Source organism: Pseudomonas sp., assembly GCF_049300855.1.
Taxonomy (GTDB): Bacteria; Pseudomonadota; Gammaproteobacteria; order Pseudomonadales; family Pseudomonadaceae; genus Aquipseudomonas.
Window position 1 is genome coordinate 49,609 of sequence record NZ_JBAQKH010000054.1, and the last position, 25,943, is coordinate 75,551.

A 25,943-nucleotide genomic window follows, 5' to 3' on the forward strand; every position below is an offset into this window, starting at 1 on the left:
TTTGCTCACAACATCCGCTCAAGGCCCACGGTGGTGCTGAACCACGCATTGAACCGTCGCCACCAGCTCCCCGGCTCTTTGGTTAGCGTATGCATCTGACCATTGTCCTCGGTGACCCAGACAATCTGGCCATCCTGCAATTTCGCCTGATAACTCAACGCCGGCGCCATGCCTTGCAACGCCAGTTCGCGCACATGTTCGGCCAGTTCCGGGCTGTCGACCAACACCCCGACTTCGGTGTTCCACAGCACCGAACGCGGGTCGAAGTTGAACGAGCCGATAAACGACTTCTGCCGATCAAAAATCATCGCTTTGCTGTGCAGGCTCGAATCGGAACCACGAAACGACTTGCTGTAAAACACATGCGGGCCACTGCCGTAGTTATCCCCAGGCTGGCGCCGCAGTTCATACAATTTTACTCCATGCTCCAGCAGCGCCTTGCGATACGGCGCATATCCACCATGCACCGCGGGTACATCCGTGGCTTCCAGCGAGTTGGTCAAAAGGCTCACGGATACACCGGCATCGGCACGCCCGGTCAGGTAGACCAGTCCCGGTTGACCCGGCACGAAATAGGCCGAAATCATCACCAGTTCTTTGCTGACGTTTTTCAGTTCCGGGCTCAGTTGCGTGGTCAACAGCAACTGTGAATCCGGCTCACCCTTTGCCAACACTTTGCTTGGCGCATCCCACAACGCCTGATTCCACGCCCAGATCAGCTCTTTGCGCCAGATATCCATGCGTGGCGCGGTCTTGAACGTCATCAACTGCTGATACAGCGCGTGATTCTGTTTGCGCGTGTCTTCCAGCGATTCTTCCAGGCGTGTGCGGGTATTCTCCAGGTCCTTGACGCTCGGTTGGCTGGAGAGGAATTCGTCGATCGGCTTGCTCAGCGCGCTGTTCCAGTACTGGTCGAAGCTGTGCCCGAGCTGCTCGGCCACGGGCCCGACGCTGAGCATGTCGATGTCGGTGAAATTCAGGTTCGGCTCGGCATCGAAATATTCGTCACCCAGATTGCGCCCGCCAACGATGGCCACGCTGTTATCCGCCAGCCACAGCTTGTTGTGCATGCGTCGATGCTGCAGCGACAGATTGAACAAGCGACCAGCCGCGCGGGTGACGCCGGTGCTGCGACCCAGATGCAGTGGGTTGAACAGGCGAATCTGAATCTGCGGATGCGCCGCCAGCGTAGCGATGATCTGGTCGAGGCCATCGCTGGTGGTGTCATCGAGCAGGATGCGCACGCGCACGCCGCGGTCGGCAGCCTTGAGCAGTTCCTCGACCAACATCCGCGTGCTGATGCCGTCGTGGACAATGTAGTACTGCAGATCGAGGCTCGTCTGGGCGTTGCGGATCAGTTCGGCGCGCGCGGTAAACGCTTCACTGCTGTTGGACAGCAGGCGAAAACCCGAGCGGCCCTGATAAGGCGCCGCTTGTGCCTGGATCGACCGGCCGAAGCTGGAGTCGGAGGCGGGCAATGCCTGGCTGGGTTCGCGCGGCACGTCGAGGGTGGCACAACCACTCAGGAACGAGGCGAGTAACAGCAGAGCGGGTAGGGACTGTCTGAAGCTCACGTAGGATCGTTCCGATTGGCGGCAAGGGTCGGCATATGGACGCTGGGCTCTGCAGAAAGGTCAGTCGGTTGCGGCCAATAGTTTGATCGCTGTCGCGCCGACTTTGCGCACCGCGTCTTCGATTTGCGGTGTTGGTTTGGCAGCGTAGTTCATGCGCAGGCAATTGCGGTACTTGCCCGAAGCGGAAAAGATGCTGCCGACAGCGATCTGTACGCCTTGATCGTGCAGCGCACGATTCAGTTTCAAGGTATCGAAGCCCTCCGGCAATTCGACCCACAGCATGAAGCTGCCTTGCGGGCGGCTGGCGCGCGTGCCGGCCGGAAAATAGCGCGTGACCCAATCGATCATCATGTCGCGATTGCGCTGGTATTGCGTGCGCATCCGCCGCAAATGCGGTTCGAAATGCCCGGACTTGAGAAATTCGGCAATGGCGATCTGCGGCTGTGGCGCGGTTGATCCGGTGCTGATGTATTTCATGTGCAGCACCCGTTCCAGATAGCGGCCCGGGGCGACCCAGCCAATCCGCAGCCCCGGCGCCAAGGTCTTGGAAAACGAACTGCAGAGCAGCACGCGGCCATCTTCGTCAAAGGACTTGATCGTGCGCGGGCGCGGGTAGGTGTAAGCCAGTTCGCCATACACATCGTCCTCGATGATCGCCACGTCGAAGCGCTGCGCGAGGTTGAGCAGGGCGCGTTTGCGCGACTCCGGCATGATGTAGCCGAGCGGGTTATTGCAGTTGGGGGTGATCTGGATGACCTTGATCGGCCATTGCTCCAGCGCCAGTTCCAGGGCTTCGAGGCTGATGCCGGTGAGCGGGTCGGTGGGGATTTCCAGGGCTTTCATGCCCAAGCCTTTCAGCGTCTGCATGGCGCCGTGAAAGCTTGGCGAATCGACCGCGACGATGTCGCCCGGCTCGCAGATTGCGTGGATGCTGGTGGACAGGGCTTCGTGGCAACCGGTGGTGATCACCAGATCGCTGGCGCTCAACTGACAGCCGGAGTCGAGCATCAGCCGCGCGATCTGCTCGCGCAGTTCGAGGGTGCCGTGGATGTTGTCGTAATACAGACCGGGCATGTCCTGGCGCCGGCTGATCCGCGCCAGTCCACGCAACAGCGGTTTCATGGTCGGTGAACTGATGTCCGGCATGCCGCGCCCCAGTTGCACGACATCCTTGCGCGGTACCGCGCGAATCAGCTCCAGCACCTGATCCCATTGCGAAATCTCTACCGGCCGTTGCGCCGGACGGCCCACGGCGGGTAGCTCGGGCAGTTCGCGGCCGACCGGGACAAAGTAGCCGGACTTGGGTTTCGGCGTGGCCAGGCCGCTGTCTTCGAGCACGCGATAAGCCTGCTGCACCGTGCTCAGGCTGACCCCGTGTTCGACGCTCAGAGCACGCACCGATGGCAGCCGGTCGCCCGGACGATAGAAACCCTGTTCGATGCGCGTGCCGAGCAATTCGGCGAGGTTTACGTAAAGGGTCATGGCGGAGCCTCGGTGCAGGTGGTTCGTGAAACCAGTACAGATGCGACAGAAATCGACAATTCAGTCGATAAAGCGGCAAATCTGTATGGAGTTAATACAGTGGCTTTGAATCTGTAATGCTTTTGTCGTCCCGCGCATCATGGAATCTCTGGCTACCCAAGTAAACAGGAGCGACAAAAATGAACGGCTTGAGCGATGTGCGGCTGACGTTACACAGTCAGGAACTGGCGGCAGGGCAGAAGGATCGTGCGCGCAACGAGATCATGCGTAACGCACCGTCCGGCCTGAGTCGCTGGGGTCTGATGTGGCATCGTCTGCACACGCGCAAGGCATTGCTGGCGCTGACGGCGGATCAGCTCAAGGACATCGGGCTGACCCGTGAGCAGGCGCAGGAGGAGGGGTTGAAGCCGTTCTGGCGGATCTGAGATCTGTATTGTTCTTGCCGGCCTCATCGCTGGCATGCCAGCTCCCACAAGGTTTTGTGTGAACACAAATGTTGTGAACATCCACGATCAGTGTGGGAGCTGGCTTGCCAGCGATGGCGGCCTCAAGCACGCCGCAAAACCATCAGACCAACTCTTTGAGGCGATGCCACAACATCCCCAACGCCAACAACGGCGAACGCAAATGCTTGCCGCCCGGGAAGGTGATGTGCGGGACCTTGGCAAACAGATCAAAGCCACCGCTGTGCTGCCCGCTGATCGCCTCGGCGAGCAACTTGCCCGCCAGGTGCGTGGCATTCACCCCGTGGCCCGAATAGGCCTGGGCGTAATACACGTTCGGCTGGTCCGTGAGCCGGCCGATCTGCGGAAAACGGTTGGCGCCGATGCCGATCATGCCGCCCCACTGATAATCGACCTTCACCCCGGCCAGTTGCGGAAACACTTCGAGCATCTTCGGCTGCATGTACGCCGCGATGTCTTTTGGATCACGTCCTGAGTAATGGCAGGCGCCACCAAACAGCAAACGCCGATCCGCCGAGAGCCGGTAGTAATCCAGCGCGACACGCTGATCACAGACCGCCATGTTCTGCGGCAACAGGTTGTGCGCCTGCGCTTCGCTCAACGGCTCGGTGGCGATGATGTAGCTGCCGGCGGGCAGGACTTTGCCGCTGAGTTGCGGATTCAGGCCATTGAGATAGGCATTGCAGCCGAGCACCAGGGTCTTCGCACGTACCGAGCCTTGCGCCGTGTGAACTTTCACTTCAGGGCCGTAATCGATACGCGTCACTGCCGAATGTTCGAACAGTTTTACGCCCAACTGCTGCGCGGCTGCCGCTTCGCCCAAGGCCAGGTTCAGCGGATGCAGATGCCCGGAACCCATGTCGATCAAGCCGCCGACATAACGCTTGGAACCGACCACCGTGTGCATCTCGTTGGCTTGCAGCAAACGGGTTTCGTAGCGATAGCCGAGGCCGCGCAGTTCTTCGGCATCTTCGGCAAAGCCTTCAAGGTCGGCAGGCTTGTTGGCGAGGTCGCAGTAGCCCCAGGTCAGGTCGCAGGCAATCTGAAAGCGCTCAACCCGCTGACGGACGATTTCCACCGCTTCCAGACCCATCAGTTTCATTGCGCGCACGCCTTCGCTGCCGATGACGTTGGCGAACTGATCGAGGCCGTGGCCGACGCCGCGAATCAACTGCCCACCGTTGCGGCCACTGGCGCCCCAGCCGATCTTGTGCGCTTCCAGCAGCACCACGCTGAGCCCGCGTTCAGCCAGTTCCAGCGCGGTGTTCAACCCGGAAAAACCACCACCGACCACGCAGACGTCGGCGATCACTTCACCTTGCAGCAGCGGGTGATCTGGCTGCGGCAGGCTGCTGACGGCGTAGTAAGAGGCAACGTGAGGTTGGCTCGCGGGGGAGTGGGCGCGGGCGGTCATGGGCGTCATCCAACGGCTGAGGTGTCGAGAAAATTTGACGGAGCATAAGCCGCACGCCCGAACGGGGGCAACACTGGTCGGCCTGCGGTGTCTGGATCACGGCTTTTGCGGCACAATTGCCGCCTATTTCACCTTGGTTACCGTTTCGATGAGCTGCAACAGCCAGACAGTCCGCACCTTGCGCCAGCAAATCCCCTCGTTCGAGTGCGTGCCCGGCTGCCACGATTGCTGTGGGCCGGTGACCACCTCGCCGGAAGAAATGGCGCGCCTGCCGCGCAAGACCCGCGCTGAGCAGGATGCGGCGATGGAGGAGCTGAACTGTGTGCACCTGGGGCCGAATGGCTGCACGGTGTATGAAGAGCGGCCGTTGATTTGCCGGCTGTTTGGCACGACCAAGACTTTGCCTTGCCCGAATGAGCGGCGGCCGGTGGAGCTGATTCATCCTCGGGTCGAGAAGCAGATATTCGAATACATGGCGGCGAATCGGCAGGTGCTGGTTTAACGCGTTCGCTTGGGACCGAGGCGCCGCTTTCGCGAGCAAGCTCGCTCCCACATTTGGAATGCATTCCCCTGTGGGAGCGAGCTTGCTCGCGAATGGAGCGCCACCGATCTTCAATCCGGAATAGGTAAGCTCAAGCTCTCCTTAACCTCTTCCATGACGATATAACTCTTCGACTCGCGCACATGCGGCAGCTTCAACAGAATGTCGCCCAGCAGCTTGCGGTACGAGGCCATCTCGGAAATCCGCGCCTTCACCAGATAGTCGAAGTCCCCTGACACCAGATGACATTCCAGCACGTGCGGCAATTTCAGCACCGCGCGTCGGAACTCCTCGAAAGTGTCGCCGGATTTGTAGTCGAGGCTGATCTCGACGAACACCAGCAAGCTACCCTTCAAATGCTGCGGATTCAGCCGGGCGTTGTAGCCCATGATGATCCCTTCGCGCTCCAGACGCCGCACCCGCTCGGTGCACGGCGTAGTCGAGAGCCCGACCTTTTCGCCGAGTTCGGTAAAGGAAATCCGCCCGTCCGCCTGCAGGATCCGCAAGATGTTGCGGTCGATCTTGTCCAGCTCACGTTTGGTCTGAGTGTTGGTACGCATAGGGGATGCGCCTCTGTGAAAGGGGTTTTTGCCGAGAATTGTCGCCAAATATAGGCGCTTATATAGTGAAAAGCACTGGCATTTCTTTTTTACACTGCGCCCATCATTGCTCTAATAACAGACGTACGCGGCCCTGCCGCGATGAGGGATACAAAAATGCGCGTAATGGTCTTGGGTAGCGGCGTCATCGGTACCGCCAGTGCTTACTATCTGGCCCGTGCCGGGTTTGAAGTGGTGGTGGTCGACCGGCAGCCCGCTGCGGCCATGGAGACCAGTTTCGCCAACGCCGGCCAGGTCTCGCCGGGCTACGCCTCGCCGTGGGCCGCGCCGGGCGTGCCGCTCAAGGCGATCAAGTGGCTGCTGCAACGCCACGCCCCTCTCGCGATCAAAGCCACCGCCGACATCGACCAGTACCTGTGGATGGCGCAGATGTTGCGCAACTGCACCGCCAACCGTTACGCGGTGAACAAGGAGCGCATGGTGCGTCTGTCCGAGTACAGCCGCGACTGTCTCGACGAACTACGCGCCGAAACCGGCATCGCCTACGAAGGCCGCAGCCTCGGCACCACTCAACTTTTTCGCACCCAGGCGCAGCTCGATGGCGCCGCCAAAGACATCGCCGTGCTGAAAGAGTCCGGCGTGCCGTTTGAAGTGCTCGACCGCGCCGGCATCGCCCGGGTCGAACCTGCGCTGGCGGGTGTCACCGATATTCTTGCCGGTGCCCTGCGCCTGCCGAACGACCAGACCGGTGACTGCCAGATGTTCACTACGCGCCTCGCCGAAATGGCCGTGAAGCTCGGTGTGGAATTCCGTTTCGGCCAGGACATCCAGAAACTCGACTACGCCGGTGATCGCATCAACGGCGTGTGGATCGACGGCAAGCTGGAAACCGCCGACCGCTACGTGCTGGCCCTCGGCAGCTACTCGCCGCAATTGCTCAAGCCGCTGGGCATCAAGGCCCCGGTGTATCCGCTCAAGGGTTACTCGCTGACCGTGCCGATCACCAACCCGGCGATGGCCCCGACTTCGACCATTCTCGACGAGACCTACAAGGTCGCGATCACCCGTTTCGACAACCGTATCCGCGTTGGCGGCATGGCCGAAATCGCCGGTTTTGACCTGTCGCTGAACCCGCGCCGCCGCGAAACTCTGGAGATGATCGTCAACGACCTTTATCCTCAGGGCGGTAATCTGGCTGAGGCGAGCTTCTGGACCGGTCTGCGTCCGACTACCCCGGACGGCACGCCGATCGTTGGCGCCACGCCGTTCAAGAATTTGTTCCTCAACACCGGTCACGGCACCCTCGGTTGGACCATGGCGTGCGGTTCCGGCCGTTTGCTGGCCGACCTGATGGCGAAGAAAAAGCCACAGATCAGCGCCGAAGGCCTCGATATTTCCCGTTACGGCAACAAGACCCAGGAGTCCGCAAAACATGTCAATCCAGCGCCAGCTCACCAATGAGCGCATGAGTCAGATCGTCAGCCACAACGGCACCGTGTATCTGGCGGGGCAGGTCGGCGACGACTTCGATGCCGGAATTGAACAGCAGACCCGCGACGTACTGGCCAATATCGAGCGTTTGCTTGATCTGGCCGGCACCGACAAACAACACCTGCTCTCGGCGACGATCTACCTGAACGACATCGAGGCGCACTTCGCCGGGATGAACTCGGTGTGGGATCAGTGGCTGCCAAAAGGCGCCGCACCGGCCCGTGCCACCGTCGAAGCGAAGATGGCCAAGCCGAGCATTCTGGTAGAAATCTCTATCGTCGCCGCGCTGCCGTAACTGTTTAAAGATCCCTCTCCCGGCGCTGTTGGCGGTTCACGTCGTCAGTCGGCGCCGGTTTTTCTTCCCATGACCGCCCAGAAGTCTGCCGCCATGCGTCCTGCCCGTGCCCTGATCGACCTAGAAGCCCTGCGCCACAACTACCGAATTGCCCGCGAAGTCACCGGCGCCAAGGCGCTTGCGGTGATCAAGGCGGACGCCTACGGCCATGGCGCAGTGCGTTGCGCCCAGGCGCTGGAAGCCGAGGCCGACGGGTTTGCCGTTGCCTGCATCGAGGAGGCTTTGGAGCTGCGCGCCGCCGGCATTCGCGCGCCGGTGTTATTGCTGGAAGGGATTTTCGAGGCCGATGAGCTGGCGTTGATCGTCGAGCATGATTTCTGGACCGTGGTGCATTCGCTGTGGCAGCTCGAAGCGATCGAGCAGGCGACCCTGAGCAAGCCGATCACGGTGTGGCTGAAGCTCGATTCAGGCATGCACCGCGTGGGTCTGCATCCGAAGGATTATGCGGCGGCTTATCAGCGTCTGCTGGCCAGCGGCAAAGTGGCGAAAATCGTCTTGATGAGCCACTTCGCCCGCGCCGATGAGCTGCACGAGCAAAGCAGCGCCGATCAGGTCGCGGTATTCGAAGCGGCGCGGCACGGTCTCGCCGCCGAAGTCAGCCTGCGCAACTCGCCGGCCGTGCTCGGCTGGCCGCAGATTCACAGCGATTGGGTACGTCCGGGCATCATGCTGTACGGCGCGACCCCGTTCGAAGAAGCCAACGCCGTGGCGGATCGTCTGCAACCGGTGATGACCCTGGAGTCGAAAGTCATCTGCGTGCGTGAGTTGCCGGCCGGCGAGCCGATCGGCTACGGCGCCAAATTCATCACCGACAAACCGATGCGCATCGGCGTGGTCGCCATGGGTTATGCCGATGGCTACCCACGTCAGGCACCGACCGGTACGCCGGTTTTGGTGGCGGGTAAACGTAGCCGTATTCTCGGTCGAGTCTCAATGGACATGCTCTGCATCGATCTCACCGATGTGCCGGAAGCCGACCTCGGTTCGACCGTCGAACTGTGGGGCAAAAACATCCTCGCCAGTGAAGTGGCGCAGTGGGCCGACACCATCCCGTACCAGATCTTCTGCAACCTGCGTCGAGTGCCAAGGCTCTATTCCGAGGGTTGACGCCGCTGCGCGGGCCAAGTGTTGTAAATACTGAACGCTGTCGCCATGATAACGCTCAATATTCTTACAACATCAGGAGGCTCGCGCCTTGGACGTCGGTGAACGACTGCAATCGATCCGCAAGCTCAAAGGGCTTTCCCAGCGTGAACTCGCCAAACGCGCGGGCGTCACCAACAGCACCATTTCGATGATCGAAAAGAACAGCGTCAGCCCTTCGATCAGTTCGTTGAGAAAGGTACTGGGCGGCATTCCCATGTCGATGGTCGAGTTCTTTTCCGAAGAAATCCTGCAGGAAATCCCGACCCAGATCGTCTACAAGGCCAACGAGCTGATCGACATTTCCGACGGCGCCGTGACCATGAAACTGGTCGGCCGCGCGCACCCCAGCCGCGCCATCGCCTTCCTCAATGAAATCTACCCGCCGGGCGCCGACACCGGCGAAGAAATGCTCACCCATGAAGGCGAGGAAACCGGGATTCTGGTGGAAGGTCGTCTGGAACTGGTGGTGGGCCTGGAAACTTTTATTCTCGAAGCCGGCGACAGCTACTACTTTGAAAGTACCAAGCCGCACCGTTTTCGTAATCCGTTCGACTTGCCTGCGCGACTAATCAGCGCAGCCACGCCGGCGAATTTTTAACAAAGAGGTGCCAAGCCATGATGGCAAAGGCATCCGGAGAGTTTTTCTACCGTGCGGTATAACCCCTTCGACTATGGGGTTGTTTCAGTGTGGCGGGCTACCCGCTATACTTCCGCCCGCCTGCGAACCGTGGCCGCAGGCGTGAATAGCCACCATTGAGGGTGAACGCGTGAACCTAATTATGAAAATGCTGGCCGCACCAGCAACCGTACTGGCCCTCTGGGCTGTCAGCGCTCAAGCTGCGACGAATGACGACATTGCCAAGCGCCTCGAGCCTGTCGGCCAGGTGTGTGTGCAAGGGCAGGAATGCAAGGGGATGGAAGTGGCCGCTTCCGCAGGCGGCGGTGGCGGGGCGAAAACCCCGGATGAGGTGATTGCCAAGCATTGCAATGCTTGCCACGGTACGGGCCTGTTGGGCGCGCCGAAAATCGGTGATGCCGCCGCCTGGAAAGACCGCGCCGATCACCAGGGCGGCCTCGACGGTCTGTTGGCCAAAGCCATTACCGGCCTGAACGCCATGCCGCCAAAAGGCACCTGCGCCGATTGCTCGGATGACGAGCTGAAGGGCGCGATTCAGAAGATGTCTGGCCTGAAATAAGCCGCGCTTCTGATGAAAAAAACCGTCTTCGGACGGTTTTTTTGTGGGCGCGATTCAAGAACCCCTCACCCCAGCCCTCTCCCGGAGGGAGAGGGAGCCGACCGAGGTGTCTGGCGCTCTACATCGACCTGAGAGACCTTTGCGATTATGGATTCGGCGAAGCAGGTTCACGTCGGCGCACCTCCCCAATATCCCCCATTCAGTCCCCTCTCCCTCCGGGAGAGGGTTAGGGTGAGGGGAATCTGACTCTGTTCATTGCAGCAAACTCAAGGCAAGCTCGGTCTACCCCTATTCACGGAACGGGCAGGAGGCTTCAGATGGTGCAGTTGTGTTCGATCGAACAGGCAGTGGATGACGTGCTGGCGCGGTTGCCGGCGCATATCCACATGGGCATGCCGCTGGGCCTGGGCAAACCCAATCACTTCGTCAACGCGCTGTACCGGCGGATCAAAAGCCTGCCCGAGCGGCAACTGACGATCTATACCGCGCTGTGCCTTGGCCGTCCGAACCTAGGGGATGGTTTGCAGAAGCGCTTCATCGAACCCTTTGTCGAGCGCGTCTTCGGTGATTATCCGGAATTCGATTTCCTTGCCGACCTGCATCGCGACAGCCTGCCCGCCAACATCCGCATCGAACAGTTTTTCATGCAGCCCGGCAGTCTGCTCAACAGCGCGCCGGCTCAACAGGATTACGTCAGCAGCAACTACAGCCACGCCGCGCGCGACATCAACGCCGCCGGGCTGAATCTGGTAGCGCAATTGCTCGCCAGTAGCAGCGAACATCCGGATCGCCTGAGCCTGAGCTGCAACCCGGACATCACCCTCGACCTGTTGCCGATGATCGCCAAGCGCCGCGACGCCGGCGAGACCATTTTGCTGGTCGGCCAAGTGCACACCGATCTGCCATACATGCCCGGCGATGCCGAAGTCGATATCGACACCTTCGACCTGCTGATCGACGAGAAAGACAGCAGCACACTGTTTTCCACACCGAACATGCCGGTGGGGTTTCAGGATCATTTCATTGGTTTGCACGCCAGCACCCTGGTGCGCGACGGCGGTACGTTGCAGATCGGCATCGGCTCGATGGGCGATGCGCTGACTGCCGCACTGCTCGCACGTCAAGCCGATAATGCCGGCTATAAAGCGCTGCTCGACGACATCAACCTCAGCCAATGGGCGCAGTTGATCAATCGCGAAGGCGGCACCGGCCCCTTCGCCAAAGGCCTGTACGGTTGCAGCGAAATGTTCGTCAACGGCCTGCTGGTGCTGGCGGATGCCGGGATCATCCGGCGCAAGGTCTACCCGGATGTGCTGACGCAGGAACAGGCCAATGCCGGCACCCTCGATGAGGCCGCGCAGACTGACGGCATCTCGGTGCATGGCGGTTTCTTCCTTGGCCCGCGCAGTTTTTACGAGCGTTTGCGCGACTTACCGCAGAGCAAACGCCTCGAATTTAACATGACCCGCATCAGCTACATCAACGAGTTGTACGGGCAGGAAGAGCTCAAGCGTTTGCAGCGCCTTGATGCGCGGTTCATCAACACCGTGTTCACCATGACGTTGTTGGGCGCGGGCGTGGCGGATCAACTGGAAGACGGGCGCGTGCTCAGTGGCGTCGGCGGGCAGTACAACTTCGTCGCGCAGGGGCATGCGCTGCACGATGCGCGCTCAATTCTGATCCTGCGCAGCTGGCGTGAATCGGGTGGTGATGTCAGTTCCAACATTGTCTGGGAGTACGGCCACTGCACGATTCCACGGCATCTGCGCGATATCGTTGTGACCGAGTACGGCATTGCCGACCTGCGCGGTAAATCCGACGCGGTGGTGATCGAGTCACTGCTGAATATCAGCGACTCACGCTTCCAGCAGGGCTTGATCGAGCAAGCGCAAAAGGTTGGCAAACTGCCCAAGGATTTCCGCCTCGACCCACGCTTTGCCGACAACACGCCGCAGCGTTTGCAGGCGATTGCCGCACGGCATCCGAACCTGTTTCCGGAGTATCCGCTGGGCTGTGATTTTACGGCGATCGAACGGGATTTGCTGCGCGCGCTGAACTGGCTGAAGAGCAAATTCAAACTCACCGAGATTCTGGAGCTGGGCAAGGCAGCGCTCGATGCGCCGGAGGCATCGCTGTATCCCGAGCATCTTGAGCGCATGCAACTCACAAATCCGGAAGGCTTGAAAGAAGACCTCTTCCAGCGCCTGCTCCTCACAGGTTTGAAGGCCACCGCGCAGTAACAAACGACAAAAAAACCTGTGGGAGCGAGCTTGCTCGCGAAAGCGGTTAGTCAGTCACTGAAAAGGGGACTGATCTGACACCTTCGCGAGCAAGCTCGCTCCCACAGGTATTGCGGTGAGCTTGCGGCTTTCAGCGGTTATTCGATGAAGGTGACGACGCCATCCTTCAGCGATTTCACGCGGGCCAGCGATTCAACGCGATAGCCCTGCGAGTCCAGTTCGGCGCGGCCGCCCTGGAACGACTTCTCGATGACGATGCCCAGACCGGCAACGGTCGCGCCGGCTTGCTTGATGATCGAAATCAGCGCCTGCGAGGCCTTACCGTTGGCCAGGAAGTCGTCGATGATCAGCACGCGGTCGCTGCTGGTCAGGTGACGCGGCGAGATGGCCACGGTGCTTTCGGTCTTTTTGGTGAACGAGTAAACGGTCGCCGACAGCAGGTTTTCCGTCAGGGTCAGGGACTGTTGCTTGCGGGCGAAGATCACCGGCACGCCGAGGTTCAGACCGGTCATGATCGCCGGGGCAATACCCGAGGCTTCGATGGTGACGATCTTGGTGATGCCCGAGTCCTTGAACAGCGAGGCGAATTCGTCGCCGATCAGCTTCATCAGGGCCGGGTCGATCTGGTGGTTCAGGAAGGCGTCGACCTTCAGGACCTGGTCGGAAAGCACAATGCCTTGTTCGCGGATTTTCTGCTGCAATGCTTCCATGAAGCTGTCCTCTTTTGGCGCTTGGTGCGCCGAAGGTCTAGTAAAAAAAGTGGTCAATTCTAGCGCTTTAACATCGCGCGTATATCAGCCAATGCGCTGTTGCCGCGCACGACTTTGACTTCGGTCGGTGTGTCGTCGTTGCCTTCCCACGCCAGATCGTCCGGCGGCAGCTCATCGAGGAAGCGGCTCGGCGCGCAGTCGATGATCTCGCCGTACTGCTTGCGCTTGGCGGCGAAGGTGAAGGCCAGGGTCTGGCGCGCGCGGGTGATGCCCACGTAGGCCAGGCGGCGTTCCTCTTCGATGGTGTCGGCTTCGATGCTGGAGCGGTGCGGGAGAATTTCTTCTTCCATGCCCATGATGAACACGTAAGGGAATTCCAGACCCTTGGACGCATGCAGCGTCATCATTTGCACGCCTTCGGCGCCATCTTCCTCTTCCTGCTGACGCTCAAGCATGTCGCGCAGGACCAGTTTGCCGATCGCGTCCTCGACGGTCATTTCGCCTTCTTCGTCCTTCTCGAGGGTGTTTTTCAACGCCTCGATCAGGAACCAGACGTTGCTCATCCGGTAATCGGCCGCCTTGTCGCTGGAGCTGTTGGTGCGCAGCCAATTCTCATAGTCAATGTCCATGACCATGCTGCGCAGCGCCGAGATCGGGTCTTCGCCGGCGCACTGCTCGCGCACTTTGTCCATGAAGCGCTTGAAGCGCGACAGGCGATCGGTGAAGCGGCTGTCGAGATGTTCGCCCAGACCGATTTCGTCGGTGGCGGCGTACATCGAGATTTTGCGTTCGGTGGCGTAGTTGCCGAGTTTTTCCAGGGTGGTCGAGCCGATTTCGCGGCGCGGCACGTTGATCACTCGCAGGAAGGCGTTGTCGTCATCCGGATTGACGATCAGGCGGAAGTAGGCCATCAGGTCTTTCACTTCCTGACGGCCGAAGAAGCTGTTACCGCCGCTCAGGCGATACGGCACCTGGTGGTGCTGCAACTTCAGCTCGATCAGCTTGGCCTGATAGTTACCGCGATAGAGGATGGCGAAATCGCTGTACGGACGGTCGGTGCGCAAGTGCAGGCTGAGGATTTCCATGGCCACGCGCTCGGCTTCGGCGTCCTCGTTGCGGCAGCGGATCACGCGGATCTCGTCACCGTGGCCCATCTCACTCCACAGCTGCTTTTCGAATTCGTGCGGGTTGTTCGAGATCAGCACGTTGGCGCAGCGCAGGATGCGACTCGTCGAGCGGTAGTTCTGCTCGAGCATCACCACTTTCAGCGATGGATAGTCGTCCTTGAGCAACATCAGGTTTTCCGGCCGCGCGCCGCGCCAGGCATAGATCGACTGGTCATCGTCACCTACCACGGTGAACTGGTTGCGCGTGCCGATAAGCATTTTCACCAGCAGGTATTGGCTGGCGTTGGTGTCCTGGTATTCGTCGACGAGTAGGTAGCGGACCTTGTTCTGCCACTTTTCGAGAATGTCGGCGTGTTCTTCGAAGAGTTTTACCGGCAGCAGGATCAGGTCGTCGAAGTCCACCGCGTTGAACGCTTTCAGCGTGCGCTGATAGTGGGTGTAGACGATGGCGGCAGTCTGTTCCTTGGGGTTGCGCGCGTTCTCCAGCGCCTGAGGCGGCAGGATCAGGTCGTTTTTCCAGGCGCCGATCATGTTCTTGATCTCGTCGACGCCGTCTTCGCCTGCGTATTCCTTCTGCATGATGTCGGTCATCAGCGCTTTTACATCGGTCTCGTCGAAGATCGAGAAGCCGGGTTTGTAGCCCAGCCGCGCGTGTTCCTTGCGGATGATGTTGAGACCGAGGTTGTGGAAGGTGCAGACCGTCAGGCCGCGTCCTTCGCCGGCGCGCAGCAGGGTGCCGACCCGCTCTTTCATCTCACGCGCGGCCTTGTTGGTAAAGGTCATGGCGACGATGTACTGGGCACGGATGCCGCAGTTCTGGATCAGGTGCGCGATTTTGCGCGTGATCACGCTGGTCTTGCCGGAGCCAGCACCGGCGAGCACCAATAGAGGGCCGCCGACGTAGTTCACGGCTTCTTGCTGCCGGGGATTGAGTCGGGACATACGAAAATTCGGGAGTCGTTGACGAAATGGGCCGGCATTTTAACAGGCTCAGAGAATTGTGCTGCTCTCTCCGACTTGTGACGTACCACGCGATTCAAATTTGCCGGTTTTGTTACTTTCGCGGAGGATGCGCGGTGATTTTGCGGCTAATGTTCTCATTCGTGACACAAAATAACGTTTTGATAACCGTTGTCATTTGGTCATTGAACATCGCAACGGCATAATGCCCCGCCCACATCTTTGCAGAGTCTAGGGAGCTAGCTTGTCTACGCCTGTCGAACCCTTGCGTTTGCTGCTACTGGCCGAAGAGCCAGCGTGGACAGCGTTATTGCGCGAGTGTCTGACTCCAATGGGGAGCGCGGCAGTGCTGATCAGCGCGCCGAGCTGGGACTCGGTCAGCAGTTTGTTCGAAGACAACCGCAATGCGGTGTTGTTGACCCTTCCGGCATTGCAACCGGCACCGGGCCGTTGCAGCCTGCCGACGGTGTTGCTGCTGGAGCACGAACCGGACACCGCACCGGTTGGCGTCAGTGACTGGCTGGTGTTCGATGCCCTCGACGCCGGCATGCTGCGCCGTTGCCTGCGCCATGTGCGCGAACGCGGCGTTCTCGAAACCACGCTGCAACGCCTCGCCGAACAGGATCCGCTGACCGGCATTGCCAATCGCCAGGGTTTCCAGACCTTGCTCACGGCGCGCCTCGCGGAAAACGACGGGCGCGGTCTGGCCCTCGGGCATCTTGATCTCGACAACTTCCGTCACGCCAACGACGCCCTCGGCCATCAGGCGGGTGATCGCTTGATCCTGCAAGTGGTTGCGCGGCTGAAAAGTCAGCTTGAGGCGGGCGACCAACTGGCGCGCCTTGGCAGCGATGAATTTGCCTTGCTGATCGACACCCGCCGCGCGCCGCAACGCGCCGAGTGGATGGCCGAACGCATCACCGAAGCACTCGCCGAACCCTATTGGGTCGATGGCGAAAGTCTGCTGATCGGCTCCAGCCTCGGCATCGCCCATGCTCGCGCACAGGGCGGCGCCGATCCGCTGATGTGGCATGCACATATCGCCATGCAGCAAGCCAAAAGCACACAGGGCTGCACCTTTCACATCTTCAACGAACGCATCAACCGCAATGCACGGAGCATGGCCGACCTCGAAAGCGAGCTGCGCCGGGCCTTGCGTCGCGATGAACTGGAACTGCATTACCAGCCACGCCTGAATCTTGAGGATGGGCAGATTGTCGGCCTCGAAGCGTTGGTGCGCTGGCGTCACGGCGAGCGCGGTCTGCTGCCGCCGAGCGAATTCGTGCCGCTTGCCGAGCAGAGCGGCTTGATCGTGCCGCTGGGCTATTGGGTGATTTCCCGGGCCCTGCGCGACATGCAGGCGCTGCGCGAGCGTGGTCTGCCGGCGCTGCACATGGCGATCAACCTGTCGTTCCGCCAGTTTCAGGACAGCCAGTTGTTGCCGACGCTCAGCCGCTTGATCGCTGAGCGGGGCGTCGAAGCGCAATGGCTGGAGTTCGAACTGACTGAAACCGCGGTGATGCGCCGCAGCGATCTGGTCAAGCAGACCATGGACGCGCTCGGCCGCCTCGGTGTGCGTTTCTCGCTGGATGATTTCGGTACCGGTTTTTCGTCGTTCGTGCACCTCAACAGCCTGCCGATCACCTTGCTGAAGATCGACAAGAGCTTCGTCGGCGGTATGGAGCAGCGCGAAGAGAACCGCAAACTGGTGCACGCGATGATCAACCTTGCGCACAACCTGCATCTGGAAGTGGTTGCCGAAGGTGTCGAGACGCCGGAGCAACTGGAACTGCTGCGCGGGTTTGGTTGCGATCAGGTGCAGGGATATCTGATCAGCCGGCCGTTGCCGTTGGCGGAACTGGTTGAATATCTAACCTTCGGCTCAAGCCAGCAGTCAGCCCTCGAAATCGTGAGCTGAGCACATAACCCTGTGGGAGCGAGCTTGCTCGCTCCCACAGGGGAACTTCATTCAGGTTGAGGGATGTTGAAGCCCCGAGATTGCGGCTCCAGCCGAATCATCCGCTTCATCTTCCACTCAAACGCCAGCGTCAAACTCACCGCCGCACACGCCAGCCCCAGCGCCAATCCCCACCAGACGCCCGTCGGCCCCCAGTTCAAATGGAACGCCATCCACCACGCTGCCGGCGCACCAATCAGCCAATAGCAAGCGAGCCCGACCAGAAACGTGGTTTTCGCATCCTTGAGCCCGCGAATGCAGCCCATGGCAATCGTCTGCGTGCCGTCGAACAGCTCGAACCACGCGGCCACTGCCAACAGGCTCACCGCGAGGCGAATCACCTCGGCAAACGCCGGATCGTTGTGATCGAGGAACAGCCCGACCAACTGATTTGGCAGCAACCAGAACACCATGGCAAAACCCAGCATGACCACGGCGCCAAAGACGATCCCGACCCGCCCGGACATCCGCGCATCGCTCAATTGCCCGGCGCCGTAATGCTGACCGACGCGCATGGTGATCGCGTACGACATACCCGCCGGCACCATGAACGCCACCGAAACGATTTGCAGAGCAATCTGGTGCGCGCCCAATTGCGTGCTGCCCATGGTGCCCATGCACAACGCCGCAAATGCGAACAAACCGACTTCCACCGCGTAGGTGCCGCCGATTGGCAGGCCGAGGCGCCAGAGTTCTCTCAGGTACTGTCGGTTGGGTCGCGACAAGCCTTCGCGCAATGGATAAGCGTCATAGGCCGGATGCCGGCGAATATGCCAGGCCAGCGCCAACGCCATGCAATTGGCGACGATCGCCGTGACCAGTCCGATGCCCGTCAGACCCATTTTCGGCAGGCCGAACATGCCAGTGATCAGCGCGTAATTGAGCAGGAAGTTGGCCACGGTGCCGGCCAGGCTGATAACCATCACCGGCGTCGCCCGGCCAATCGCACTGGTGAACCCGCGCAGCGCCATGAAACTGAGGTAGCCGGGCAGGGCGAAGGGCAGGGCAACCAGGAATTGCCCGGCAGCGTTGACGTTGGTTTCGGTCTGGCCGAACAGCAGCAACACCGGTTCCAGGTTCCACAGCAGCAACCCGGCGCCCAGCGCCATCAGCCACGCCAGCCACAACCCGGCCTGGGTCAGACGCGCCGCGCCGATGATGTCGCCGGCACCCTTGCGAATCGCCACCAGCGTGCCAACCGCGGCAATCACGCCGATGCAGAAAATCGACACGAACGAATAGCTCGCCGCGCCGAGACCGCCACCGGCCAGCGCTTCGGGACTCAGGCGCGCCATCATCAACGTGTCGGTCAGCACCATCAGCATGTGCGCCAACTGTGAAGCGATCAACGGCCCTGCCAGCCGCAGGATGGCCCAGAGTTCGGTACGCACAGGATGCTGCATGGTCATCACCACTCAACTTTCAGAGGGAACAGGAGACCGTCGATTCTCAGGCCTTGGCAGGCTTTGCACAAAGGGATAAAAAGGATGGGTGGCATGATTAAAACTCATCCTGAGAAGATTCTGTCAGGCTGGCTGCATCCCGCTATAGGAGCTTTCTGTATGTCTCGTCGCCTTCCTCCCTTGTATGCCCTGCGCGCATTTGAAGCGGCGGCGCGACACAGTTCGTTCACCCGGGCTGCCGAGGAACTGTCGATTACTCAGAGTGCGGTGAGTCGGCATATTCGAACCCTTGAAGATCACTTTGCCTGTCGGCTGTTTCATCGCAGCGGACGCAATCTGCAATTGACTGAAGCCGCGCGCTTGCTGTTGCCGGGCGTCCGCGAAGGCTTCGGTGCACTGGAGCGGGCCTGCAACACCTTGCGTGCCGAAGACGATATTTTGCGCATGAAGGCCCCGTCGACCCTGACCATGCGTTGGTTGCTGGCGCGGCTCAGTCGTTTCCGCCACTTGCAGCCGGGCAACGAAGTACAACTGACCAGCGCGTGGATGGATGTTGATTCGGTGGATTTCAACGATGAGCCTTTCGACTGCGCGGTGTTGCTCAGCGATGGCCATTTCCCCCCGGATTGGGAGGCGAGTCTGTTGTTTCCGGAAGAACTGATCCCGGTCGGCGCACCGAACCTGCTGAATGATCAACCGTGGGATTTGGCTCGGCTGGCCTCCACTGAGTTGCTCCATCCGACGCCTGACCGTCGTGATTGGCGCAGCTGGCTGGAGCACATGGGGCTGTCCGATCAGGTGTCGCTCAAGGGCGGGCAAGTCTTCGACACGCTGGAACTGGGCATGATCGCAGCGGCGCGCGGTTACGGGGTATCGATGGGCGATCTGTTGATGGTCGCCGAGGACGTCGCGCAAGGACGCCTGAGTCTGCCGTGGCCGACGGCGGTCGCCAGCGGACTGAATTATTACCTGGTGTGGCCAAAAACCCGTCCCGGAGGTGAACGTTTGCGCCGCCTCAGCGACTTCTTGCAAGGCGAAGTCCGCGCCATGACGCTGCCAGCGGTGGCGCGCTTGAGCTGAAACGTTCGAGCCGCCACAATGCCGGCCTTACGCCATACCCACGTGGCGCGCTCAAGTATTCGCTTTCATCGCCGACTATGAGCATGTGGAACCGTCGTGCCGGTCTCCACGCTTCACCCCCACTATTAGAAAATTATCCGAGTCGAGATCAAGGAGGATCCCGTGGCTCGGCCAGGAGCTGTCCATGTCTCAACCTCGCGCTCGGATCGCCTCGCAGCTGGGCCTCGCGCTCGCCGTGATACTGGCGATTGTCATCAGCGGCAGTACGGTGTTCGCCCTGCGTTCGCTGGATACCGCCAACCTCGCCACCCGTGAAGAGCATCTGGCCAGTGAGGCGCGGCTGCTGGCCGACCAACTGAGCACCTTCCACGGCACGCTACGGGAAAGCACCCAGCGCCTGAGCGGGTTGTTCGAGAAGCGCTTCAGCGCCGGCTTGAGCATTCACGCCGATGAGCCAGTCACGGTGGCTGGCACCCAGACCCCGGGTCTGCACTTGGGCAGCGAAGTGTTGAACAACAACTTCAAGGAGGTCGACGAGTTCAAGCAGATGACCGCCGGCGTCGCCACACTGTTCGTGCGCAGCGGCGAAGACTTCGTGCGGGTCAGCACCTCGTTGACCAAACAGGACGGCACGCGCGCCATCGGCACCTTGCTTGACCACGCGCACCCGGCCTACGCGAAGCTGATGGCAGGACAAAGTTACGTCGGTCGAGCCTTGTTGTTCGAGCGCTCCTACATGACTCAGTACACGCCGGTGCGTGACGGCAGCGGCAAGGTGATTGCGGTGTTGTTCGTTGGCTTCGATTACACCGACGCGCAGAACGCCCAGTTCGACAACCTCAAGCGTTTCCGCATCGGTCAGACCGGCTCGCTGGCGCTGCTCGACGAGCAGAGCAAATGGCTGGTCGCGCCAGCCGGTGTGCAGGCGCAGGATCAGGCGATTCCGGTGATCACTGGTCTGGCCAAGACGCCGGGCAAAGGTCAGTTCTGGGCTGACAAATCCGAGGATTTCTACAGCGTTGCTGTGCCGTTCGACGGCGGGCCCTGGTCGGTGGTGGCGAGCATGCCGAAAACCGAGATCCGTGCAGTGACCTGGAGCGTCGGCACGCAACTGGCCATTGGCAGTCTGTTGGCGATGCTGTTGGCGGTGGGTTCCGTTGTGTGGTTGCTGCGCAGCAAGCTGGCACCATTGAGCGATCTGGTGCGTCAGGCGGAAGCTTTGGGCGCTGGTGATCTGAGCGTGCGCCTGAACGTGTCGAGCAATGACGAAATCGGTCAGTTGTCGCGCGCGTTTAACCAGATGAGTCAGGCGCTGTCGACCATGGTCGAGCACATCCGCCGCTCTTCGGAAGAGGTCAACAGCCGTGCGCAGGCCCTGTCCGGTTTGTCCGGCGGTGCCTACGAAGGCATGGAGCAGCAGTCCGGCGAAATCACCAGCATGGCCGGCGCGGTGGAAGAGTTCAGCGCGACCTCGTTGAACATCGCCGACAACATGGGCGCAACCCAGCGTCTGGCGCAGGAAAACGCCCAGCAAACGCAGATTGGTCGCAGCTCGATGGAAGAAGCGTCGTCGTCGCTGGAGCAAATTGCTGGCGCCCTGAACAGCACCGCCACCGTGATCAACACCCTCGGTCAGCGTTCGCAGGAAATTGGCGGCATCGTCGGCGTGATCACCTCGATTGCCGAGCAGACCAATTTGCTGGCGCTCAACGCTGCAATCGAGGCAGCCCGCGCCGGTGAGCAGGGTCGTGGCTTTGCCGTGGTGGCCGATGAAGTGCGCAGCCTGGCCTCGCGGACTCGTCAGGCGACTGATGAAATTTCCAGCATGATCCACAGCATCCAGCAGGAAACCGGCAACGCGATCAGCACCATGGAGCAGGGCAATGTGCTGATGCAGGAAGGCCTGTCGCGCAACGCCAATGTAGCGTCGGCGCTGGCGCGAATCGATGAACAGAGCCGTTCGGCGGGGCAGCAGTTTGCCGCGATTACCACAGCGACTCAGGAACAGAGCAGCACTGCGACGTTGCTCAGCAGTAACCTGCAAAGCATTGCGTTGGCTAACAGTGAGCAGCGTGAGGTTGTTTCGAACCTGGCTGTTACCGCGAAAGAGCTTGAAAAGCTGGCGGCGGATTTGCGTTCCGAGGTTGATCGATTCCGTTGATACAGCCTTGATATAGCTTTCGCGAGCAGGCTCGCACAGTGTCCGGTGCGAATCACAGATTTTGTGAAGACCCGGATCCCCTGTGGGAGCGAGCCTGCTCGCGATTGCATCACTGAAGATCCTCGGCAGAACATGCAATCTGTCGATCTAATACACTTGCTGAAACGTTTCCGCAGCGCTATAAAAATGGCACAACTCCAATAAAGGCTGCTGCCATGACCCCGCTCAAACTCGCCGTCGCCCTCGGCGCATTTACTGCTGCTTCCCACGCCATGGCCTGGGATTACGTCCTTCTCGACACCAACAAGCCCGCGCAAAACTGGACGATCACCAGTGAGCAACTCGGCGTGAAAACCGACAAACCCTTCTCCGTAAGCCTGCGCACCTTGCACGGTGGGCGGCAGGAAGGCGTCAGCATTGTTGATATCGATAACGGCACAATGAAACTCTCGGTGGTGCCAACACGAGGCATGAATGTCTTGCAAGCCTCTGTCGGCAACGTGCGTATGGGTTGGGATTCACCGGTCAAGGACGTGGTCAACCCGGCCTTCATAGAATTGAATGGGCGCGGCGGGCTTGGCTGGCTGGAAGGTTTCAATGAACTGGTCGCCCGCTGCGGTTATGAGTGGGTCGGCCATCCCGGCATCGATAATGGCGAACTGCTGACCCTGCACGGCCGCGCTGCCAACATTCCGGCTAGCACCGTCACCCTGCACATTGACGAAAAACCGCCCTATGCCATCAGTCTGCGCGGCGAGCTGAAAGAGCAGGCCTTCAAGAAAGTCGACTTCTCGGTCGTCACTGAGCTGGTCACCGAGCCCGGCAGCGTGCGCTTTGCACTCAACGATACGCTGACCAACAACGGCGACTATCCGAAGGAATACCAGGCGCTGTACCACAGCAACTTCAGTACGCCGTTCCTCGAGCAGGGCGCGCGTTTTGCTGCACCGGTGAAACAGGTCTCGCCGTTCAACGACAAGGCCAAAGGCGATCTGGCTGACTGGCAGACCTATCGCGCGCCGACCAAGGACTATGACGAAACCGTCTATAACGTTGTGCCCTATGGCGACGCGAAAGGTGAAACCCTGACCGTTTTGCACAACAAGGCTGGCAGCCTCGGCGTCTCCGTCGGCTTCAATACCCAGCAGTTGCCGGTGTTTTCCCTATGGAAAAACACTGACACTCAAGGCCAGGGCTATGTCACCGGGCTGGAGCCGGGCACCAGTTTTTCCTACAACCGTCGCTATCAGCGTCCGCTGAATCTGGTGCCGACCATTGCACCGAAAGAACACAAACAGTTCCAGATCAGCTACAGCCTGCTTGCGGACAAAGGCGCTGTGGATAACGCCTTGAAGCGCGTGACCGGGATTCAGGCCGGGCGCGAGACCGAAGTGCGGCAGACGCCGCTGGTTGATCTGACCGGGCATTAAGGTGTCGCCGGTCGATATTGCAGCGCCTCGGCCAAGTGTTCGCGTTTGATTGCATCGACTTGCTCGAGGTCTGCCAGAGTGCGGGCGACCTTGAGCAGGCGATGGGCCGAGCGCAGCGACAACGTCAGTCGCTCACAGGCGGACTCCAGCCAGGTTTCATCGGCTGTGGATAACTTGCAGTGCCGCTTCAACCCCGGCAGATCGAGGAACGCATTGGCGCAACCCTGACGTTTCTGCTGGCGTTCCCGTGCCTCGGCCACGACGGCCGCCGCACTGGCACTGTCCTCTCCTGGTTTCACCTCTGGATTCAACGCTGTCGCCTCCCGCGCGACCGTCAGGTGCAGATCGATCCGATCCAGCAACGGTCCCGACAGTTTGTTGCGATAACGGTGCACCATATCGGGCGTACACGAACACTTGCCGCTCGGCTCGCCAAGATATCCACAGGGACACGGATTCATCGCTGCCACTAACTGAAATCGCGCTGGAAAGCGCACGCGATCCTTGGCTCGGGAAATCACGATATGCCCCGACTCCAGCGGTTCGCGCAGTACCTCCAGCACCTTGCGATCAAACTCCGGCAGTTCATCGAGAAACAGCACGCCGTGATGGGCGAGGGTGATTTCGCCGGGTTGCGGTTTTGAGCTGCCACCGACCAGTGCCGGCCCGGATGCCGAGTGGTGCGGTTGACGGAAGGGACGCTGCGGCCAATGAGTCAGCGGCGCGCCGCTGGCGACTGATTGAATCGCCGCCACTTCCAGCGCTTCGCATTCGGACAGCGGTGGCAGCAATCCCGGCAAGCGACTGGCCAACAGCGTCTTGCCGGTCCCCGGTGGCCCGCTGAACAACAGGTTGTGCGCTCCCGCCGCCGCAATCAGCAGTGCGCGTTTGGCTGCCATTTGCCCCTGCACTTCGTTGAGATCGGGATAGGGTCTGGCGGCATGAATCAAGCCGTCCGAAACATAAGGTTCCACCGGCGTATGTCCGTTGAAATGCGCCACTGCTTCCAGCAGATGATCCACCGCGTACACCTTCAACCCCGAAGCCAGGCACGCTTCCTCGGCATTCGCCCGCGGCACCACCAGCGCCCGGCCAGCCTTGCGCGCCGCCAACGCTGCCGGCAACACGCCGCGCACCGCTCGTACTGCGCCGGACAACGCCAACTCACCCAGACATTCCACATCATCCAGCGTCAGACACGGCACCTGCACACTCGCCGACAGAATCCCCAAGGCAATCGCCAGATCAAATCGCCCGCCATCCTTGGGCAGATCTGCCGGCGCCAGATTCAAAGTGATCCGCCGCGCCGGAAACTGCAGCCCGGAATTGATGATCGCGCTGCGCACCCGATCCTTGCTCTCCTTCACCGCCGCCTCGGGCAGGCCGACCATGGTCAGCGACGGCAGACCGTTGGCCAGATGGACTTCGACGGTGACAGCGGGGGCTTCCACGCCAATCTGGGCGCGACTGTGGACGATGGAGAGGGACATGGTCGTTCCTTGAGCTGAATCGGGGGCCGCTTCCTGCGGGTGTTAGAAGGGTAGTCGGGGGAGGGGATGTTGGTAGGTGGGTTCTATGAGCGATTTTTCACCGGATGTTGCAGGAGACAGTAACTTTCAAGCGTAAAAAAACCGCCTTGAGTAGGCGGTTTTTTTGTATGCAGGCTTCGGTGAGGCCAATGCCTGCGCATCCTTAGCGGACACACTCACGTTCGCTGAGACTATGCACCTTTGCTCAAGGGTGCAAGTGCAAAAGTCATCCTTCGCTTATCAACCCGGTTCTGGAGTGGACTGTTTTATTCATTTCCGACCACGAGCTTCATGGCTTGATACACCTTGTTTAAATTGCCTCTGGGAGCTTGCAATAAAATCCGAGTCGACGATGCCCACGCATTGAGTATTCGTAAAGTGTGGTCGGGAGCCTAAAGATTTCATGTTCCTCGACACGGTGTGAGACCCGTGCCGGTGCTGTTTTTGGGGAGCCCACAACCGGCCGCCTTAGCGGACACGCTCACGTGCAGTCCCGAAGGTGTTCGTACGCCGGAAAGTGCATCGGAGGTTTGGCCCCACGCAAGGAGGGCCAAAGTATGTCTAAGTTTCTTAAACATATGTGGCGCCTCGTCAGGATCGCGTTATGGGCTTTTCGCCTGTACGAGATTCTGCGAGACCGTTGGAATAATTCGTTGTAAGGATTGATCTGACGGAAACCGCTCCTGCTTCGGCAGGAGCGGTTTAATTTCCATTAGCAAAATTGAAGGAATTTTTGCTCAGGCGTTGCAGTTTTACTCGGCGGGCGGCGTCAGCTTCGCTTCCATCTCGGCAACCTTGGCTTCAAGGCTCTCGAGGCGTGCACGAGTACGCGCCAACACAACCATCTGACTATCAAATTCTTCACGGCTGACCAGGTCGAGTTTGCTGAAGGCGCTTTGCAGCAGCATCTTGAACTGGCTTTCGATTTCGGCTTTCGGCAGCGGGGTGTCGCCGCTGAACAGGCGGGAGGCGGTGCCGCTCAGGGCGTCGAGGAAGTCTTTGGGCGCGAGCATGGTGGATGTCCTGGAAACAATGGCCGGCAGTGTATCACGCAGTGTCTATAGTCAATCTCGTGGTCAGGGATGCACGCTTTTCGCGCAGGCGGACGGACGGCAACGCACCG

At 60.2% G+C, this 25,943-nt stretch carries 21 protein-coding genes; 12 read left to right on the forward strand and 9 right to left on the reverse strand.

The window, feature by feature from the left end:
• Nucleotides 1-5: 5 nt before the first annotated feature.
• Together WA225_RS25435 and WA225_RS25440 are read right to left on the reverse strand one after the other, a co-directional pair.
• On the reverse strand, nucleotides 6-1,574 hold the full coding sequence (locus WA225_RS25435) for a phospholipase D family protein (protein ID WP_422610127.1): 1,569 nt from the start codon (nucleotides 1,572-1,574) through the stop codon (nucleotides 6-8).
• 60 nt (nucleotides 1,575-1,634) lie between these two features.
• Nucleotides 1,635-3,056 (reverse strand): PLP-dependent aminotransferase family protein, encoded by a 1,422-nt coding sequence (locus WA225_RS25440; RefSeq protein ID WP_422610128.1) that lies wholly within the window; start codon nucleotides 3,054-3,056, stop codon nucleotides 1,635-1,637.
• A 179-nt stretch (nucleotides 3,057-3,235) separates the two neighbouring features.
• Here WA225_RS25440 and WA225_RS25445 point away from each other — a divergent pair, with 179 nt between their 5' ends.
• Nucleotides 3,236-3,481 carry a DUF1127 domain-containing protein gene (locus WA225_RS25445; RefSeq protein WP_422610129.1) on the forward strand — a complete coding sequence of 82 codons (246 nt, stop codon included), beginning with the start codon at nucleotides 3,236-3,238 and terminating at the stop codon, nucleotides 3,479-3,481.
• 142 nt (nucleotides 3,482-3,623) lie between these two features.
• Here WA225_RS25445 and WA225_RS25450 read toward each other — a convergent pair whose 3' ends face one another.
• On the reverse strand, nucleotides 3,624-4,934 hold the full coding sequence (locus WA225_RS25450; RefSeq protein ID WP_422610130.1) for an NAD(P)/FAD-dependent oxidoreductase: 1,311 nt from the start codon (nucleotides 4,932-4,934) through the stop codon (nucleotides 3,624-3,626).
• A 148-nt stretch (nucleotides 4,935-5,082) separates the two neighbouring features.
• On the opposite strand from WA225_RS25450, the gene WA225_RS25455 reads away from it, so the two are divergent.
• Nucleotides 5,083-5,436: a YkgJ family cysteine cluster protein gene (locus WA225_RS25455; protein ID WP_038359217.1), complete on the forward strand. Its 354-nt coding sequence runs from the start codon at nucleotides 5,083-5,085 to the stop codon at nucleotides 5,434-5,436.
• A 110-nt stretch (nucleotides 5,437-5,546) separates the two neighbouring features.
• Here WA225_RS25455 and WA225_RS25460 read toward each other — a convergent pair whose 3' ends face one another.
• Nucleotides 5,547-6,035: an Lrp/AsnC ligand binding domain-containing protein gene (locus WA225_RS25460; RefSeq protein WP_003177284.1), complete on the reverse strand. Its 489-nt coding sequence runs from the start codon at nucleotides 6,033-6,035 to the stop codon at nucleotides 5,547-5,549.
• A gap of 156 nt (nucleotides 6,036-6,191) precedes the next feature.
• On the opposite strand from WA225_RS25460, the gene dadA reads away from it, so the two are divergent.
• From dadA to WA225_RS25490, 6 genes are all read left to right on the forward strand, one after another.
• Nucleotides 6,192-7,496: a D-amino acid dehydrogenase gene (gene dadA, locus WA225_RS25465; protein ID WP_016985828.1), complete on the forward strand. Its 1,305-nt coding sequence runs from the start codon at nucleotides 6,192-6,194 to the stop codon at nucleotides 7,494-7,496.
• Nucleotides 7,468-7,821, forward strand: coding sequence for a RidA family protein (locus WA225_RS25470; protein ID WP_034152045.1), 354 nt, complete (start codon nucleotides 7,468-7,470; stop codon nucleotides 7,819-7,821). Before dadA ends, WA225_RS25470 begins: the two co-directional genes overlap by 29 nt.
• Nucleotides 7,822-7,914: 93 nt before the next feature.
• On the forward strand, nucleotides 7,915-8,988 hold the full coding sequence (gene alr, locus WA225_RS25475) for an alanine racemase (protein WP_422610381.1): 1,074 nt from the start codon (nucleotides 7,915-7,917) through the stop codon (nucleotides 8,986-8,988).
• Between the two features lie 88 nt (nucleotides 8,989-9,076).
• Complete coding sequence (locus tag WA225_RS25480; RefSeq protein ID WP_025112726.1) at nucleotides 9,077-9,625, forward strand: cupin domain-containing protein; 549 nt, start codon at nucleotides 9,077-9,079, stop codon at nucleotides 9,623-9,625.
• Between the two features lie 181 nt (nucleotides 9,626-9,806).
• Nucleotides 9,807-10,223: a c-type cytochrome gene (locus WA225_RS25485; RefSeq protein WP_422610382.1), complete on the forward strand. Its 417-nt coding sequence runs from the start codon at nucleotides 9,807-9,809 to the stop codon at nucleotides 10,221-10,223.
• Between the two features lie 317 nt (nucleotides 10,224-10,540).
• Nucleotides 10,541-12,463 carry an acetyl-CoA hydrolase/transferase C-terminal domain-containing protein gene (locus WA225_RS25490; protein ID WP_422610131.1) on the forward strand — a complete coding sequence of 641 codons (1,923 nt, stop codon included), beginning with the start codon at nucleotides 10,541-10,543 and terminating at the stop codon, nucleotides 12,461-12,463.
• A 137-nt stretch (nucleotides 12,464-12,600) separates the two neighbouring features.
• Here the strand turns inward: WA225_RS25490 and WA225_RS25495 are convergent, their stop codons facing one another.
• On the reverse strand, nucleotides 12,601-13,173 hold the full coding sequence (locus WA225_RS25495) for a xanthine phosphoribosyltransferase (protein ID WP_122842209.1): 573 nt from the start codon (nucleotides 13,171-13,173) through the stop codon (nucleotides 12,601-12,603).
• A gap of 59 nt (nucleotides 13,174-13,232) precedes the next feature.
• Nucleotides 13,233-15,242, reverse strand: coding sequence for a DNA helicase Rep (rep, locus tag WA225_RS25500; protein ID WP_201236314.1), 2,010 nt, complete (start codon nucleotides 15,240-15,242; stop codon nucleotides 13,233-13,235).
• Nucleotides 15,243-15,504: 262 nt separating this feature from the next.
• On the opposite strand from rep, the gene WA225_RS25505 reads away from it, so the two are divergent.
• On the forward strand, nucleotides 15,505-17,178 hold the full coding sequence (locus WA225_RS25505) for a putative bifunctional diguanylate cyclase/phosphodiesterase (protein ID WP_422610132.1): 1,674 nt from the start codon (nucleotides 15,505-15,507) through the stop codon (nucleotides 17,176-17,178).
• A gap of 47 nt (nucleotides 17,179-17,225) precedes the next feature.
• Here the strand turns inward: WA225_RS25505 and WA225_RS25510 are convergent, their stop codons facing one another.
• Nucleotides 17,226-18,620, reverse strand: a complete 1,395-nt coding sequence (locus WA225_RS25510; protein WP_422610133.1) for a NorM family multidrug efflux MATE transporter — start codon at nucleotides 18,618-18,620, stop codon at nucleotides 17,226-17,228.
• A 159-nt stretch (nucleotides 18,621-18,779) separates the two neighbouring features.
• Between WA225_RS25510 and WA225_RS25515 the strand changes: the two genes are divergently transcribed.
• The 3 genes from WA225_RS25515 (at nucleotide 18,780) to WA225_RS25525 (ending at nucleotide 23,291) form a co-directional block, all read left to right on the forward strand.
• Nucleotides 18,780-19,700 carry a LysR substrate-binding domain-containing protein gene (locus tag WA225_RS25515; RefSeq protein ID WP_422610134.1) on the forward strand — a complete coding sequence of 307 codons (921 nt, stop codon included), beginning with the start codon at nucleotides 18,780-18,782 and terminating at the stop codon, nucleotides 19,698-19,700.
• Nucleotides 19,701-19,884: 184 nt separating this feature from the next.
• The gene (locus WA225_RS25520; protein ID WP_422610135.1) at nucleotides 19,885-21,861 is read left to right on the forward strand and encodes a methyl-accepting chemotaxis protein; all 1,977 of its coding nucleotides are present in this window, start codon (nucleotides 19,885-19,887) and stop codon (nucleotides 21,859-21,861) included.
• Between the two features lie 215 nt (nucleotides 21,862-22,076).
• Complete coding sequence (locus WA225_RS25525) at nucleotides 22,077-23,291, forward strand: aldose 1-epimerase family protein (RefSeq protein ID WP_422610136.1); 1,215 nt, start codon at nucleotides 22,077-22,079, stop codon at nucleotides 23,289-23,291.
• On the opposite strand, the gene WA225_RS25530 is transcribed toward WA225_RS25525, so the two are convergent.
• Nucleotides 23,288-24,781, reverse strand: a complete 1,494-nt coding sequence (locus WA225_RS25530) for a YifB family Mg chelatase-like AAA ATPase (protein ID WP_422610137.1) — start codon at nucleotides 24,779-24,781, stop codon at nucleotides 23,288-23,290. The two genes, WA225_RS25525 and WA225_RS25530, sit on opposite strands and share 4 nt — an antisense overlap.
• Nucleotides 24,782-25,572: 791 nt before the next feature.
• Nucleotides 25,573-25,833 (reverse strand): accessory factor UbiK family protein, encoded by a 261-nt coding sequence (locus WA225_RS25535; protein WP_007920416.1) that lies wholly within the window; start codon nucleotides 25,831-25,833, stop codon nucleotides 25,573-25,575.
• Nucleotides 25,834-25,943: the final 110 nt, after the last annotated feature.